The 15,243-nt window shown below is 69.8% G+C and carries 12 protein-coding genes; 4 read left to right on the top strand and 8 right to left on the bottom strand.

All coding sequences use genetic code 11. The features are described from left to right. Window positions 1–5 precede the first annotated feature (5 nt). The 4 genes from egtB to BCF44_RS06985 form a co-directional block, all read right to left on the bottom strand. Window positions 6–1,310, bottom strand: a complete 1,305-nt coding sequence (gene egtB / locus BCF44_RS07000) for an ergothioneine biosynthesis protein EgtB (RefSeq protein WP_116173300.1) — start codon at window positions 1,308–1,310, stop codon at window positions 6–8. After that, on the bottom strand, window positions 1,307–2,563 hold the full coding sequence (locus BCF44_RS06995; RefSeq protein WP_425460072.1) for a glutamate-cysteine ligase family protein: 1,257 nt from the start codon (window positions 2,561–2,563) through the stop codon (window positions 1,307–1,309). Before BCF44_RS06995 ends, egtB begins: the two co-directional genes overlap by 4 nt. Before the next feature lie 63 nt (window positions 2,564–2,626). Continuing rightward, window positions 2,627–3,979 carry a cytochrome P450 gene (locus BCF44_RS06990; RefSeq protein ID WP_116173298.1) on the bottom strand — a complete coding sequence of 451 codons (1,353 nt, stop codon included), beginning with the start codon at window positions 3,977–3,979 and terminating at the stop codon, window positions 2,627–2,629. Between the two features lie 153 nt (window positions 3,980–4,132). Continuing rightward, window positions 4,133–6,199 (bottom strand): PQQ-dependent sugar dehydrogenase, encoded by a 2,067-nt coding sequence (locus BCF44_RS06985; RefSeq protein ID WP_379799940.1) that lies wholly within the window; start codon window positions 6,197–6,199, stop codon window positions 4,133–4,135. A gap of 219 nt (window positions 6,200–6,418) precedes the next feature. Here BCF44_RS06985 and BCF44_RS06980 point away from each other — a divergent pair, with 219 nt between their 5' ends. After that, complete coding sequence (locus BCF44_RS06980; RefSeq protein WP_116173297.1) at window positions 6,419–7,030, top strand: TetR/AcrR family transcriptional regulator; 612 nt, start codon at window positions 6,419–6,421, stop codon at window positions 7,028–7,030. 33 nt (window positions 7,031–7,063) lie between these two features. On the opposite strand, the gene BCF44_RS06975 is transcribed toward BCF44_RS06980, so the two are convergent. Next, the gene (locus tag BCF44_RS06975) at window positions 7,064–8,551 is read right to left on the bottom strand and encodes an MBL fold metallo-hydrolase (RefSeq protein WP_116173296.1); all 1,488 of its coding nucleotides are present in this window, start codon (window positions 8,549–8,551) and stop codon (window positions 7,064–7,066) included. A gap of 93 nt (window positions 8,552–8,644) precedes the next feature. Here BCF44_RS06975 and BCF44_RS06970 point away from each other — a divergent pair, with 93 nt between their 5' ends. Then, on the top strand, window positions 8,645–9,559 hold the full coding sequence (locus tag BCF44_RS06970; RefSeq protein WP_170217375.1) for a LysR family transcriptional regulator: 915 nt from the start codon (window positions 8,645–8,647) through the stop codon (window positions 9,557–9,559). On the opposite strand, the gene BCF44_RS06965 is transcribed toward BCF44_RS06970, so the two are convergent. After that, window positions 9,540–10,097: a DUF1707 SHOCT-like domain-containing protein gene (locus BCF44_RS06965; protein WP_147328412.1), complete on the bottom strand. Its 558-nt coding sequence runs from the start codon at window positions 10,095–10,097 to the stop codon at window positions 9,540–9,542. The two genes, BCF44_RS06970 and BCF44_RS06965, sit on opposite strands and share 20 nt — an antisense overlap. Before the next feature lie 102 nt (window positions 10,098–10,199). On the opposite strand from BCF44_RS06965, the gene BCF44_RS06960 reads away from it, so the two are divergent. Next, window positions 10,200–11,468, top strand: coding sequence for a cytochrome P450 (locus BCF44_RS06960; protein ID WP_116173293.1), 1,269 nt, complete (start codon window positions 10,200–10,202; stop codon window positions 11,466–11,468). 299 nt (window positions 11,469–11,767) lie between these two features. Here BCF44_RS06960 and BCF44_RS06955 read toward each other — a convergent pair whose 3' ends face one another. Both BCF44_RS06955 and BCF44_RS06950 read right to left on the bottom strand, forming a co-directional pair. Further along, a complete protein-coding gene (locus BCF44_RS06955; protein WP_211352918.1) occupies window positions 11,768–13,249 on the bottom strand; it encodes a peptide MFS transporter in 1,482 nt (493 codons plus the stop codon). A 42-nt stretch (window positions 13,250–13,291) separates the two neighbouring features. Beyond that, window positions 13,292–14,209 carry an EamA family transporter gene (locus BCF44_RS06950; protein WP_116173585.1) on the bottom strand — a complete coding sequence of 306 codons (918 nt, stop codon included), beginning with the start codon at window positions 14,207–14,209 and terminating at the stop codon, window positions 13,292–13,294. A gap of 73 nt (window positions 14,210–14,282) precedes the next feature. Between BCF44_RS06950 and BCF44_RS06945 the strand changes: the two genes are divergently transcribed. Beyond that, window positions 14,283–15,206 carry a LysR family transcriptional regulator gene (locus tag BCF44_RS06945; RefSeq protein WP_116173291.1) on the top strand — a complete coding sequence of 308 codons (924 nt, stop codon included), beginning with the start codon at window positions 14,283–14,285 and terminating at the stop codon, window positions 15,204–15,206. Window positions 15,207–15,243 lie beyond the last annotated feature (37 nt).

Below are 15,243 nucleotides of genomic sequence, written 5' to 3'. Positions count from 1 at the left end.
CGGCGTCAGTCCCGCCGGTGGTCGCGGGCGCACCGGAAGCCGGCGAAGATCTGTCTCCGGATCGGGTGGTCCCAGTTGCGGAAGGTGCCGCGCACCGCGGCCTTGTCGGTGCCGAACGAGCCGCCCCGCAGCATCTTGTAGTCCCCGCCGAAGAACACCTCGGAGTACTCGCGGTACGGGAACGCCCGGAAGCCCGGATACGGCTGGAAGTCGGAGTCGAGCCACTCCCACACGTCGCCGATCAGCTGCCGCACGCCCAGCGGCGACGCGCCCAGCGGGTACGCGCCGACGGGGGCGGGCCGCAGGTGCCGCTGCCCGAGGTTGGCGTGCTCGGGCGTCGGATCCTCGTCGCCCCAGGGATAGCGCCGCGACCGACCGGTGGCCGGGTCGAAGCGGGCCGCCTTCTCCCACTCCGCCTCGGTCGGCAGCCGCTTGCCGGCCCACGCCGCGTACGCCTGCGCCTCCCAGAAGCACACGTGCACCACCGGCTCGTCCTCCGGAATCGGCTCCACCACGCCGAACCTGGTGCGCACCCAGCGATCGCCGTCCCGCTGCCAGAACCGCGGGGCGACGAGACCCACCTCCTGCCGGTACGCCCACCCGCGCTCGCTCCACCAGCGCTGGTCGTCGTAGCCGCCGGCGTCGATGAACGCCAGGTACTGGCCGTTGCTGACCGGCACGGTGTCGATCCAGTACGAGTCGACGTGCACCTGGTGCGCCGGCCGCTCGTTGTCGAGCGCCCACGGCTCCAGCGAGGTGCCCATCTCGAACGGCCCGCCGGGCACGAACACCTCGGCCGGCAGCTGCTCCGCCGGCGCGGCCGGCGGACTGGGCGCGTGCAGCACCGGCGCGCCCTTGCGGAGCTGGTGGGTGGCCAGCATCGTCTCGTCGTGCTGCTGCTCGTGCTGCACGATCATGCCGAACGCGAAGCCGTTGTCGACCAGCTCGCGGCCCTCCAGCGGCGTGCGGTCCAGCACGTCGAACACCTTGTCCCGGACCTCCCGCACGTAGGCGCGGGCCTCTGTCGGGTTGAGCAGCGGCAGCGACGGTCGATCGGCGCGGGCGTGCTGGAACGCGTCGTACAGCTCGTCGATGTCCTGCCGCACCGGCTCCCGCCCGCCGACGTCGCGGACCAGCCAGAGTTCCTCCTGGTTGCCGATGTGCGCGAGGTCCCACACCAGAGGCGACATGAGCTTGGAGTGCTGGCGGACCAGGTCGTCCTCGTCGACGGCGTCGGTGAGCTGGGTGCTGCGGTCCCGCGAGCGCTCCAGCGCCTCGGCAATGCTCAAACGGAGATCAAAAGTGGTCACAGCGTCTTGCCTCCAAGCGTCGCGGTGGCCGTCGCGAGCCGGCGATCGAGGCTGTCGATCACCGGCGCGGACAGCTCCGTCGGCAGGCCGAGCCGATGCATGTTGCGCAGGCCCAGCTCCAGGGCGGCGGCCGCGGCCTGGGCGACGCACGGGTCGTCCAGGCCGTGCTGGGCCGCCGGCAGCCAGCGCCCTACGCCGGGCGCGGCCGCGTCCAGCGCGGCGTCGACGACGTCGTCCGCGCTGAACAGGGCGATGAGCAGTGCGACCGCCGGGCTCCACTCGTCCGGCGGCTGCGAGTCCAGGTACCGGACCTCGAAGTAGCCGCGCGGCCGGACCGGCGTGAACATCGTGCTCAGGTGGTAGTCGAGGTCGTCGGTGGTGGGCACGCCGGGCAGCGCGCCGGCGATCCAGTCCGCGAAGGTGACGTCGCCGGGCACGTCCCAGCTGGCGCCGTCCCGCCGAAAGACGATCATCGGCGTGTCCAGCACGCGGCGGGCCCATCCGGCGGCCGGGTCGTCGCCGGTCTCGCCCGGGCTGCTGCGCGCGGGCTCGGCGCCCAGCACCACGCGGGTGCGGACGGAGGCCCATCCGGTCGAGGCGCCGGCCTGGCGCGGCGAGTTGGCGAACGCCGCCAGCAGCGCGGGACCGAGCGCGTGCAGCGCGTTCCAGCGGGTGGCGACCTGTGCGGCCTCGCCCGTGTCGAGGCACACCTGGAGGCCCGCGGTGCTGCACATCATGGCGGCGCCGTCGGGTCCGAGTCGGTCGTAGCGGGCGTTCATCGCGGCGTAGCGCGGGGTGTCCAGTATCCGGCGCGGCGGGCGATGCGGATCGACGCCGGCCGTGCCCAGTTCCAGCCCCTCGGCCGCGAGCAGCCCCTGGAGCTGCGCGATGTCGGCGGTGAGGGTGGTGAGCAGATCGGCTGTGGTTGTCTTGGGCGGAGTGGAGAGCTCCACCTGGCCACCGGGCTCGACGGTGACAGGGGAACCACCGCGAAGCGGCAGGTTCGGGCTGTCCGGCCGGAGCGTGGCGGGGGCGTGCGGCCCCAGGGCTTTCGCCAGGACGTGCTGGTCGAGCGGCTGACATCGGTCGTGCGCGTGGTGCACCGTCCACTCGATCTCAGCCCCGACGTACCGCGGCGGCCCGTGCTTGAAGCAGACCGAGGCCACGTAGGCCTCGGCCCGGTCACGGTCGCGCAGTAAGTCGGGCGCCGGATCGGCGGAAGGAGTAACACTGACGGTAGTCACCGTTACCACCCTTCGTGATCGTCGTCGTTCCGACGCTACACGCAGGGTCTGACAATCGCACTCGATCGCAGGTCAGGCTGGCGGTCGTTCATCTGTTGGTAAGGACCTGCGGCTGAGCACCATGTGCGAGTGCCGGGGCCGGTAGGTCGTGCTGGCCAGCGGCTCCGGGTCGGGGTGCACCGGCGTCAGGTTCCACGGTCCGAGGAACGTCGCCACCATGATCATCATCTCGGTGAAGGCGAACGACTCACCTATGCACTTTCGAACACCGCTGCCGAACGGCAGGAAGGCCTGCCGATGCATGGCGCGGGCCCGCTCCGGCAGCCAGCGGTCCGGGTCGAAGCTGCGTGGATTGTCGAAATTGCGCGGATCCATGTGCTCCGCGTACGGGCTGAACATGACGTCCGCGCCGGCCGGGATGCGCACGCCGGCGAGTTCGGTGTCCGACACGCAGTACCGGGACAGCAGCCAGGCCACCGGGTACATGCGCAGCGCCTCCTGCACGACCCGCCCGGTGTACTCCAGCTTCGGCAGGTCCTCGTAGTCGAGGCGGCGGCCGGCCAGCACCAGGTCCAGCTCCTCATGCATCCGGTCGCGCACGTCGGGATGCTCGTGCAGGGCGTAGGCCATCCACAGCATCATGGTCGCGGACGTCTCGGTGCCGGCGACCATCATGCTGCGGACCTCGTCATGCAGCTGGGTGTCGGTCATGCCGTTGCCGGCGTCGTCCTGGGCCAGGATCATCATCGACATCAGGTCGCCGTGGTCGGCGCCGGTGCGCCGGTACTCGGCGATCACGTTGTCCACCACCCGGTGCAGCTCGCGCAGCGCGGCGTCCTCGCGCAGCTTGGGCGGCAGCGGCAGCTTGTGCACCCACGAGATGGGGATGAACGCCCGGCGGCCCACGCCGTTGACGATCACCTGCATCACCGCCCGCACCTCGGCGGCGGTGTCGGTGTCCTTGACACCGGAGAACAGGCACCGGGTGAGCGCGTCCATGGTGGCCACGTTCATCAGCGCGTCGAAGTCCACCGTGGACCCGTCGACCCACTGCTCGGCGATCTCCGCCGACACCTGGGTCATCACCTCGGTGTAGCGGGCCAGCCGGCCGTGGTGGAAAGCGGGGTTCATCATCGGCCGCGCGCGACGCGCCTGCTCCCGGTCGCAGCCGACCAAACCGTTGCCCAGCAAGGTTTTGGACTGCTTGAACAGCGGGCCGCCCTTGTCGAAGCACTGCGACTTGGTGATCAGCAACTCCTTGCACATGGCGGGCGTGGTGACCACGTAGACGGGCTTGGGCCCCAGGTTGAACCGGACCACCGGGCCGGCGTCGCGCAGCCGCTCGACGAAGTCCAACGGCCGGCGGAGAAGATCCACTGCGTGTCCGAGCAGCGGCAGGCCGCCCGGCAAGACGTTGATCGGCATCTGCTGTCCTGTCCACTAGACGGCCGGACACCGATGTGATAGCACCGGCCGCGCCGCGGCCACATCCGTGCGGCGGCAATGGCTACGCAAAACCCCCGTGTTTGACCACGGGGGCTTGCGCTGCCGATCAGCCTGTACTAGCTAGGGATTTCCCTAGGGGAACTTCAGGTGCACGATGACGTTGTCGAGAACCGTCGGCGTGCCGCCGTTCTTGTCGTTGTTGGTGGAGGTCACCCACAGCCCGCCGTCCGGCGTCTTGACGACGGTGCGCAGCCGGCCCCACTTGCCCGCGAAGATGGCCTGAGGGGTGCTCGTGCCGGTGCCGGCCGAGTTGATCTGCGCCACGTACATCCGCTCGCCGGTGACCGCTGCGACGTAGATCCAGTCGTTGACGATCTCGATGCCGCTGGGCCCGCCCTGCGCCGTCGGCCAGGTCTGCTTGGGCGCGACGAAGCCGGCGCAGTTGCCCTGGGTGCCCTCGCAGGAGGGCCAGCCGTAGTTGCCGCCCTTCTTGATCAGGTTGAGCTCGTCCTGGCTGTTCTCGCCGAACTCGGTCTCCCACAGCTGGCCCTTGGAGTCCCACGCGATGCCCTGCGGGTTGCGATGGCCCATGCTGTAGACGTACCGCGCGTTGCCGCCCGAGGAGAAGAACGGGTTGTCGGACGGCGCGGTGCCGTCGGCGTTGAGCCGCAGGACCTTGCCGTTGAGCGAGTTCTTGTCCTGCGCGTTGGCGCCGTTCTTGGCGTCGCCGGCGGTGGCGTAGAGCTTGCCGTCCGGACCGAAGCGCAGCCGGCCGCCGTTGTGGAACCGGTTCTTCTGGATACCGGTCAGGATCGGCGTCGACGTGGTCGACAGCTTGCCGTTCTGATAGGTCATCCGCACGATGCGGTTGTCCGTGGCCGAGGTGTGGTCGATGTAGATGAAGTGGTCGGTGTCGTACGTCGGCGACACCGCGAGGCCCAGCACGCCGCCCTCGCCGTCGGTGGTCACGGCGCCGGGCACCTTGCCCAGCACGGTCACCTGGCCGTCCAACGTGACGCGGTCGATCTCGAACCGGTCGCGCTCGGCCACCAGGGCGGAGCCGTCCGGCAGCCAGTCGATGCCCCACGGCAGGTCGAGCTTGGCGACCGTCTTGTCGAACACCGGGATGCCGCCCTTGCCGCCCGGCGCGGACGTCGTCACCGAGACCGCGTTGCTCGCGGCGGAGGTGTTGCCGTCGGGGTCGCGGGCGGTGACGGTGAACGTGTACTTGGTGCTGGGGCTCAGATCCGTGACCGTGGTGCTGGTGGAGTTGGTGGTCGCGACCTTGGTCGTGCCCTGGTACACGTCATAACCGGCGATCACACCGCCGTTGTCGGTGGAGGCGTCCCATGCCAGCGCGGCGCTGTCCGCCGTGACGCCGGTGGAGCGCAGGTTGCCCGGCACCGACGGCGGGGTCTTGTCGTTGCTCGGCGGCGTCGTGAACGTGACGACGTTGCTCTGCTGCGAGGCGTTGCCCGCCGCGTCGAAGGCGCCGACCGAGATGTCGTACGAGGTGTTCGGCGTCAGAGTGTCAACAGTGGCCGACAGCGTCTTGCCGTCGACGGTCTTGAGCACGTTGCCGCCACGGTTGATCTCGTAGCGGACCACGCTCGTGTCGTCGCTCGCGGCGCCCCACGCGAAGTGCGCGGTGGTCGGCGTGATGTCGCTGACGACCAGGTTGGTCGGCGGCGTCGGCGGCGTGGTGTCGACGTTGTTCGGCGTCACCGTCAGGTTGTCGAGGTTGGGGCCACCGTTGGCAGTGGTGGCCGTGGCCCGGACCTTGTTGCTGCCGGCCTGGAGGTTGACGGTGGTGGTGGCCACCTGCCACGTGGTCCAGGCGCCGGTGGGCGGGAAGGCGAGGTTGCTGACCGCCTTGGTGCCGTTGACGGTCACGTCCATCGGCCGGTTGTCCGGGGCGTCGAAGGCGTAGCGGAAGTCCAGCCGCGCGCTGCCGGCGGCCGGCGCGGTCACCGTGAACTCGACATAGCTGCCGGTGACGTTCGTGTAGTCGACGAACCCGGTTCCGGTGTAACCGGCGTGGTTGTTGGCCACGGTCGCTTGAGAAAGAGTCGCCTTCTCCGCCTCGTACACCGTGCCGGCGTGCGGCGCGGCCAGCGCGTTCGGGACGGCCACGGCCAGCGCGACGAGTGCGGCCAGGCCACCGGCGAGCGCCAGCCGCAGGCGTGATGGGGGTGCCACTGTGCCTCCCACTGCAGGGGTTGGGGTGGCGGCGGAACGGATTAGGGAACTTCCTTACCCGTAACCGGGATCACACCATTTGTCCGACCGGCTGTCAATACATGAAAGCGCTTGCCTTCATTCACCACTGAAGCCATAGGATGTTTCACCAGTTACGTTCTGTATGCAATCCGTACGTACGGATTGCAATTGCCGTCCACCAACTGGGACGATGGCCGAATGCCCCGCGTCAGCCAGGACCACCTCGAGGCCCGCCGCCGCCAGATCCTCGACGGCGCGCGCGCCTGCTTCGCCCGCCACGGCTACGAGGGCGCGACCGTGCGGCGGCTGGAAGAGGCTACCGGACTCTCCCGCGGCGCGATCTTCCACCACTTCCGCGACAAGGAGTCGCTGTTCCTGGCGCTGGCCGAGGACGACGCGCTGCGGATGGCCGAGGTCGTCGCCGAGCAGGGCCTGGTTCAGGTGATGCGGGACCTGCTGGCCGGCCGGCGCGAGGACGGTCCGGACGAGGACGGGCGCGGCGAGCATCCCGCCGACTGGCTGGGCACCCGGCTGGAGGTGTCGCGCCGGCTGCGCACCGACCCCGACTTCCGGGCCCGCTGGGCGGAGCGTTCCGAGCAGCTGACCAAGGCCACCCAGGACCGCCTCCGCCGCCAGCGCGAGGCCGGCAACCTGCGCGACGACGTGCCGGTCGAGGTGCTGTCCGACTTCCTGGAGCTGGTGTTGGAGGGCCTCGTCTCGCACCTGGCGATGGGCCTGCCCGCCGACGACCTCGGTCCGGTGCTGGACCTGGTGGAGGAGACCGTCCGCCGTCATCGCCGCAGCAGCTGAGACTCGTGCGGGGAAGGCGCCCGTCCGTCACGCTCAGCGACCGGCGACGATGCGCAAGTACTCCAACGGCGCGGCGTGGGCAAGGGTGTGACCATCCGTTCCACGGTGGCCGCTGGCAATCGTCCTGACGTTCAAATCGAGTGCGACGATCGCGTCATAGAGCTGTTCGGCCAATCGACCCCGGCCGGAATGCGGCGCGGGCGGCACAGGGGTCGGGTTCCAGAGGTCGGACTGGAACAAGATGCCCGGCTTGCTCACGAACGCCACGAGCGTGTCGTGGGAGTGGTCGGTGTCGATGCGCTGGATCCGCAGCACGCCGCCGTCGGCGGTCGGCAGCTCCAGCACGTCGTCGACGCCGATCACCTCGACCGGCACCGGATTGGCGGCCAGCCGGTCCGGGTCGACGGTGTGCGGGCCGCGGAGCAGTTCCTCGAAGTAGGGCACGCTCGGCTCGCCGACGATCACCGCCACATTCCCGTCGGCGACGAATTCGCGAATGCCGCCGATGTGGTCGTAGTGGAAATGCGTGCCGACAACCGCGCGCAGCGGTTTTCCGGGGAATGCGGCCTTCACCTGAGCCAGCGCCGCGCGGCCGTATTCGTCGTAGAGCGGGGCGTCCACGGCGACGACATGGTCGGGCATTTCCACCACGAGCACGTTGTGGCTGGGACCGAGCACGATCTTCACGCCGGGCGCGATCTCCACCGCGGCCGACTCGACGGGCGCGGTCTGGAGGTCGAAATAGAACCGCACGCCAGCGAACACGTAGTTCATGATCCACTCGGTGGAGTGCTGGGCGTAGGAGGCCTGCTCCTCGCCGGCGTCCCGAACGGTCTCGTCCGGCAACCGGAAGTCGGCGCCCCGACCCAGCTCGATCGACGTCCGGGTCTCGTCGTGCACGGTCAGGCCGTCGATGTCGATCACCACCCGATGCGGCAGTGTCAGTGCGCCGACCGCGCGGTAGTCGTCGAACCGCACCTCCACCTCGGCGTCCCCGCGCGGCGAGTGCTCCTCGGTGAGCTCCACCCGCGCCGGCAGGCCGCGGTCGTCGAGGACGACGCGCACCGGCGGCCGGCCGATCTCGCGCAGCGTCACCGTCGAGCCGTCGATCACCAGGTCGGCGGCCGGCGCCAGCAGCTTGGTCGCCAGCCGCGGCACCGAAGCCAGGTCGATGTGCCGGAGCCGGGCGGCGACCCGCCACGACGGCACCGCCATCGACACCGGGCGCGGATCGAACATGAAGTCAATGCCGTCCACATATCCGGCGCTGCCGTTGCCGGTTTCGGTGTAGTGCAGTTTTGTCGGCACCAGCTTGGTGTCGATGGACGTCTCCAGCCGGTACCGCGGCCGCACGACGTCATTCGTCAGCATGTACGAGAATTCGCCCACCAGTTCCGGTCGGGAAGGGTCCTTTCCCCAGCCGGGGTGCCGTCGCCACCCGGTCGCGGTGACCATTTCGGTGGTGGCCGCGGCCAACGCGGCGCGCCCGCCCAGGGCGTCCGCCATCACGTCGAGAATCATCGCCGATCTCCCCTTTCACGGGCCTCGACAGGAAGTCTGCGCCCGGGAAAGTGAGGCGTCCAGTGCACATTTCTCAGCAGTACTATGTGCCCCATGCATATCGAGAACGCCGACCTCAACCTGCTCAAGGCGCTCGATGTCCTGTTGGAGGAGCGGCACGTGTCGCGCGCGGCGGCGCGGTTCCACCTCAGCCAGTCGGCGATGAGCCGCACCCTGACCCGGCTGCGCGAGACCTTCGGCGACGAGCTGCTGGTCCGCACCACCCGCGGCTACGAGCTGACGCCCCGTGCCCGCGCCATCCGGCAGGAGCTGGAGTTCATCCTGCCGCGGCTGCGCGCGATGGTGCGCGGCGGCGACTTCGACCCGGCGACGTCGACCGACGCGATTCGCGTCAACTGCACCGACTACGCCATCTCCATCCTCGGACCCGGCCTGCTTCCCCATGTCTTCGAGCGGGCCCCGAACCTGTCGCTGACGATCGAGCCGCTCAGCCCCCGCACGTACGACGAGATCGAGCACGGCCGGGTCGATCTGGCGCTGTCGCCGGTGCAGCCGCCGGCCGGCCTGCGCTGGCAGCCGCTGTTCGAGGAGGACTACGTGGGCGTGGTGGCGGCCGACCATCCGCTCACCGCGGACCGCCTGACGCTGGACGAGATCCGCGAGTTCCCCCGGGTGAGCGTGGTGGTGCTGCCGCAGGAGCAGATGGTCATCGACCGGCGGCTGGCGGAGTTGGGCGTGGCGCAACGCAGCGGTCTGCGCGTGCCGTACTTCGAGGCGGCGTTCACCGCCCTTCCGGGCACGAGATTGATCGCGCTGGTGCCTCGCCGGCTCGTCGAGGCCCGACGGGCCGACCATTCCGTGCGCCTGGTCGAGGCGCCGACCGAGCTGGCCGCGCCCTTCCCGTACGGCATGGTGTGGCACCCGCGGCTCAACTCCGACCCGGCGCACGTGTGGGTGCGCTCCAAGGTCGGCGAGGTGGCAGCGGGGCTCAGACCCGGAACACCTTGAGGTTGCCCAGCTTCACGGTGCCGCTGAGCCGGATCCGGGGCCCCTCGCGGCCGTCCTGCTCGCCGTAGATCGCGCGCTTGCCCAGGATCGCCGCCCCGTCGTCGATCACGGTGGCGTCGTCGGCGACCATCAGCTGCACCTTGCCGCAGAAGGCGTCCACCTGGACCTCGACCTCCTGGCCGGCGGGCACCGACACGAGGTTGAGCACCAGCGCGCCGAACGTGGAGCGGGCGTGGATGCGCCGCGAGGTGTCCGGCACCCGGACGATCTTGCTGAGAACGGCGCTGACCTCGGTGGTGCCGCTCGACAGCGGCACGACGCCGGCCGGGCCGAGGTCGGCCAGCAGGGGACGCAGGTCGTCGGTCACCCGCGCCGCGTAGACGGCCTCGACGCGCTCGGCGTGCTCCGTCCAGGTCACGCGGCCGTCCGCGACGGCCCGGTTGAGCTGCTCGACCGCCTGCTCGCGATCGTCGTTGGACAGCCGCATCGGCACGGCGGCCCGAGGCGCCTCGAACGGCACCGGCTCGGGCAACGACATGATGCCCACCCCCTCCAAATCTCTTAGTCGGCAAGATTCTCACCCCGCCATCGGCCGGGTCAAGTCGGTGGTACAAAGGCGGTCAGGGTGAGGAGAAAACACATGTCCGACAGACAACTCGCCACCGGGATCACACTCGGCAAGGCCGTTCTCGGCTGGTTCCGGCTGCTGAACGACCCCGGCGCGATGCTGATCCGCCCGTTCCAGTCCGTCGACCCCTATCCGCAGTACGAGCGCATCCGCGCGCTGGGCAAGGTGGTGCCCAGCCGGCTCGGCATGCTGCTCGTCACCGATTACCAGCTGTGCAACGAAGTCCTGCGCGATCCGGCGTACGGCGTCGCCCCCAACAGCGAGGTCGGCCAGCCCGATCTCGGCCTGGACGGGTTGGTGCACCCGCTGGAGGACTCGTTCCTGTTCCGCAACCCGCCCGAGCACAGCCGGCTGCGGCGGATCGTGTCGCCGCTGTTCACGCCGCGGGCCATGCACGAACGGCAGGGCCGCATCGAGGCCATCGTCGACGACTTCCTCGACCAACTGGCCGGCCGCGACGAGTTCGACCTCGTCGGCGAGTTCGCCGCACGGGTCCCCATCAAGATCATCTGCGACCTGCTCGGCGTGCCCGACGCCGAGCACCGGCGGATGACCCAGTGGGGCACCGTGCTCGCCGCGTCCATCGACGGCATGGGCAGCATGGGTCAGGTCCGCGAGTTGCGGGCCACGCTGCGGGAGCTCAACGACTTCCTCGCCGCGCGCATCGCCGAACATCGTGCGGAGCCGAACGACGACGTCATCGGGCGCATGCTGGCCGACGGCACCATGACCGAGGCCGAGTTGCTCGCCACCTCAGGGCTGTTGCTGGCCGCCGGCTTCGAGACCACCGTGAACCTCATCGGCAACGGTGTGCTGGCGCTGCTGGCCAATCCCGCGGCGCGGGCTCGACTCGTGGACGATCCCGATGCGACGGACGCCATCGTCGAGGAGATCCTGCGCATCGACCCGCCGATCCAGTACACCGCGCGGTTGTCCCTGGACGGCGCTTTGCTGGCCGGACGCCCGGTGCCCGCCGGCAAGGTCGTCCTGCTGCTCACCGCTGCGGCGAACCGGGATCCCGCCGTGTTCCCCGATCCGCACCGGTTCGACCCCGACCGCCCCAACGCCCGCGAGCACATGACGTTCTCGTCCGGGGTGCACTACTGCCTCGGCGCCGGTCTGGCCCGGATGGAGGGTGGCATCGCGCTGCGTGCGCTGTTCCGCCGCTTCCCCGACCTCCGCGTCGCCGGCACCGTGCAACGCCGCCCCAGCCGGGTCGTCCGCGGCCCGCTGCGGCTGCCCGTTCGGGTCACTTCCCGTCAACCCGCGGCGATCGGCTGACCACCGACCGTCAAAGGAGACCGGCATCACCCACCCGTTCGGGTCACGGGTTGCCGCTTTCCCCGGAACTTCAGGCACTCTGGTTGTAGCAGCCCCGGATCCGCCACCCCGCCGCCGTGACGGATCCAGGGGCTGCTTCCGTCCATTTCGGACATCTGAATGCCGCCAACCCCGCGAGGTCGCGCCGGTCTGAAGGACCGCCGGCTCAGCTCGATCGAGTCTGTCCATCGATCGAGCTGAGCCAAGGGAAGAGACCGGTCACGAGCGACCTCGCCCCGCGCGGAACGCGCGGAGAAAACTCAGTCGACGCCCTGCATCTTGCGGGAGATGGCCGGCGCCAGGAAGAGCAGGCCGACGGCCAGCAGGACGGTGATGCCGCCGACGATGCCGAAGTACGGGATCTCCGTCTGCGGCGTGGCGAACGGCACGATCTGGGCGCTGATGCCCTGGGCGGCGGCGTCGGACAGGAACCAGAGGCTCAGCATCTGGGCGCCGAAGGCCTTGGGGGCCAGGCGGGTCGTGGCGGACAGACCCACCGGGGACAGGCACAGCTCGCCGAGGATGACGATGAGGAAGCTGCCGACCAGCCAGAACGGGCTGACCTTGGCGTCGGGGCCGTAGAGCGCCGCGGGCAGCACCATCAGCAGGTACGAGACGCCGGCCAGGCCGAGGCCGATGGCGAACTTGACCGGGGTGGACGGCTGGCGGCTGCCGAGCTTGGTCCACATCACCGCGAACACCGGGGCCAGCACGACGATGAAGCCGGGGTTCAGGGTCTGGAACCACGACGCCAGCAGCGGCAGGCTGCCGATGTGCAGGTCGGTCCGGTTGGCGGCGTAGTCGGCCAGCACCACCGAGCCCTGCTCCTCGATCATCCAGAAGAACAGGGACGCGATGAACAGCGGGATGTAGGCGACGACCCGGGACCGCTCCACGTCGTTGACCTGCTTGCTGCGGATCATCGTCACGAAGTACGCGGTCGGCAGCAGGATGCCCAGCGCGCTGATCACGTTGATCACGAGGCCGACGGTGAACCAGCCGGCCAGCACGACCACCACGAACAGCGCCACCACGACCACGGCGCCGATGCCGATGCGGCCGAGCACCTTGCCGCGCTCCTCGGCGGTCAGCGGGTTGCCGGGCACGTCGCCGACGTCGCCGAGCCGGCTGCGGCCGAACAGGTAGATGACCAGCGCCAGGAACATGCCGATGGCGGCGACGGAGAAGCCGAGGTGGTAGCTGACCTCCTGGCCGAGCGTGCCGACCAGCAGCGGCGCGACCACGGCGCCGGCGTTGGTGCTCATGTAGAAGATCGAGAAGCCGGCGTCGCGGCGGCGGTCCTTCTCGTCGTACAGGCCGCCGACCATGTTGGAGATGTTCGGCTTGAGCAGGCCGGTGCCGATGGTGATCAGCAGCATCGAGACGTACAGCGCGGTCACGCCGGACGGGAACGACAGCGCGATGTGCCCGAACATGATCAGCACGCCGCCGTAGAGCACGGCCCGGCGCGAGCCGAAGATCCGGTCGGCCAGCCAGCCGCCCACCACGCCGGACATGAACACGGCCGCGCCGTAGATCGACATCAGGCTCTTGGCCAGCGTCGGGTCCAGGCCCAGGCCGCCGTCACTGAGCTTGCTGTACATGAAGTACAGCAGGATGGCGCGCATCCCGTAGTAGGAGACGCGCTCCCAGAACTCGGTGAAGAACAGCGGCCCGAGAGCGGCGGGATGGCCGAAGAAACCCTTCTGGGGCGGCTTCGCGCTCTCAACGGTGGCGCTCACAACCACTACCTCCCTGTAGTGCACGCACAGTGAGTTCGGCGATCACCGAACGTCGTGAGCCGCACCATAGCGTGAGGCCTGGAGTGAGCGTTGCCACCCCGTCAGCTTCGAGCCGAACACTGAGGTCAGAGACACGCCGACGATCACGAGAACGGCCGCGCCGATCCTCGGTGCGGACAATTTCTCGTGCAGAACGAGCGCGGACGACGACATTCCGAACACGGGCACGAGCAGAGAGTAAGGCGCAATGACCGTTGCGCCGTAACGACGAATGAGCATGCCCCACAGGCCGTAACCGACGAGCGTGGCCATCCAGGCGACGTAGCCGACCGACACCAGCGCCGACACGCTCAGGTGCGACAAGGCCCGCAGGTCAGGGCCGATGCCCTCGAACGCCAGCGACAACAAGAGCATCGGCAGCGGCGGCACGACGCTCACCCACACCATGAAGCGGAACGCGTCCGGCGGCGCGGCCTTGCGGGTGGCGATGTTGCCGAGCGCCCAGCCGACGGCGCCGCCGAGCACGAGCAGGAACGCCAGCAGCGGGCTGCCCTGCCCGTAGTCCACTGCGACGAGCGCGATCCCGGACAGCGCGATCGCCATGCCGACGATCTGCCAGCGCCCCGGCCGCTCCCCCAGCAGCGGCACGGCCAGCAGCATGGTGAACAGCGCCTGCGCCTGGAGCACGAGCGACGACAGGCCGGCGGGCATGCCGAGGTGCATGCCGACGAACAGCAGCCCGAACTGGAAGCAGCACGTCGCCGCGCCGACCGCGAGCACCCACCGCCACGGCACCTGCGGCTTGCCGACGAACAGCACCGCCGGCAGCGCGGCCACCACGAAGCGGATGGCCAGGAACAGCAGCGGTGGGAAGGAGCCGAGGCCGATGTCGACGAAGACGAAGTTCACGCCCCAGGTGGCGGCGACGAGCACGGCGGCGAGGATGTGGCGAGGGGACACGCGGACCAGCCTCACCCGGTGCTCAATTAAGCACAAACAAATAATGCTTCCGGGTTGGGTTTAGTATCGCTACATGATTGACCTGGGCCGGCTGCGCGCGCTGCACGCCGTCTCCGTGTACGGCTCCGTGAACGGGGCGGCGGAGGCGTTGGGCTACACACCGTCCGCGATCTCGCAGCAGCTGAACAAGCTGGAACGCGAGACCAGGACGACGCTGCTGGAGCGGCGAGGCCGCGGCGTCGTGCTGACGGACGCCGCGCAGTCGCTCGCCGACACCGCCGCGGAGGTGCTCAAGCTCGTCGAGCAGGCGGAGATCCGGCTGGAGGAGCAGCGCGGCGCACCGGTCGGCAAGGTCGCCCTCGGCGCGTTCCCGACGTCCTGCCGCGGTCTGCTGCCGCGGGTCGTCGCCGAACTGGCCGCCGAGCACCCGGCGCTGGACGTCACCGTGCTGGAGATCGACCCGCCGGGAGCGGTCGCGGCGGTGCAGCGCGGCGATCTCGACGTGGCGGTGGTGCACGACTGGGAGAACGCGCCGCTGGCGATGCCGGACGACTTGGCGCGGGAGGCGATCGGGGTGGACGTGGCCGATCTGCTGGTGCCGGCCGGCCACCACCTCGCCGGCCGCGAGCGCGTGACGCCGGCGGACCTGGTGCACGAGCGCTGGCTGTCCCAGCCGCCGGGGTCGATCTGCCACGACTGGCTGGTGCGGACCGTCCGCACCACCGGGCATGAGCCGGTGGTGTCCTATCTGGTCTCCGAGTACGAGACCCAGCTGGCGTTCCTGCGGGCCGGCATCGGGGTCGCGCTGATGCCGCGGCTGGGCCGGATCCCGCTGCCCGACGACGTGGTGGCGGTGCAGTTGACCCCGGTGCCGACCCGAACGTTGTATGCGGTGTGGCGGGAACGCACGAGTCGTCGACCGGCGATCAAGGTGACCGTCGCGGCGCTCAGCCGTATGACAAGTCGGGCCGGGCACGCGACAAGCCGGGGGCGTTGACACGACCGTTGCACAGGTCACCGGTACTGTCTGTCCA

This window comes from Kutzneria buriramensis (assembly GCF_003387475.1).
Taxonomy (GTDB): Bacteria; Actinomycetota; Actinomycetes; order Mycobacteriales; family Pseudonocardiaceae; genus Kutzneria; species Kutzneria buriramensis.
Note: the sequence above shows the minus strand (reverse complement) of the source record. Positions and strands in the feature narration are given on the sequence as shown.

What these genes read in the sequence shown, in the direction of transcription:
- BCF44_RS06990 (WP_116173298.1), bottom strand. Translation starts at nt 3,979, where the DNA reads ATGCCGATCAACGTCTTGCCGGGCGGCCTGCCGCTGCTCGGACACGCA.
- BCF44_RS06975 (WP_116173296.1), bottom strand. Translation starts at nt 8,551, where the DNA reads ATGATTCTCGACGTGATGGCGGACGCCCTGGGCGGGCGCGCCGCGTTG.
- BCF44_RS06980 (WP_116173297.1), top strand. Translation starts at nt 6,419, where the DNA reads ATGCCCCGCGTCAGCCAGGACCACCTCGAGGCCCGCCGCCGCCAGATC.
- BCF44_RS06945 (WP_116173291.1), top strand. Translation starts at nt 14,283, where the DNA reads ATGATTGACCTGGGCCGGCTGCGCGCGCTGCACGCCGTCTCCGTGTAC.
- BCF44_RS06960 (WP_116173293.1), top strand. Translation starts at nt 10,200, where the DNA reads ATGTCCGACAGACAACTCGCCACCGGGATCACACTCGGCAAGGCCGTT.
- BCF44_RS06970 (WP_170217375.1), top strand. Translation starts at nt 8,645, where the DNA reads ATGCATATCGAGAACGCCGACCTCAACCTGCTCAAGGCGCTCGATGTC.
- BCF44_RS06965 (WP_147328412.1), bottom strand. Translation starts at nt 10,097, where the DNA reads ATGTCGTTGCCCGAGCCGGTGCCGTTCGAGGCGCCTCGGGCCGCCGTG.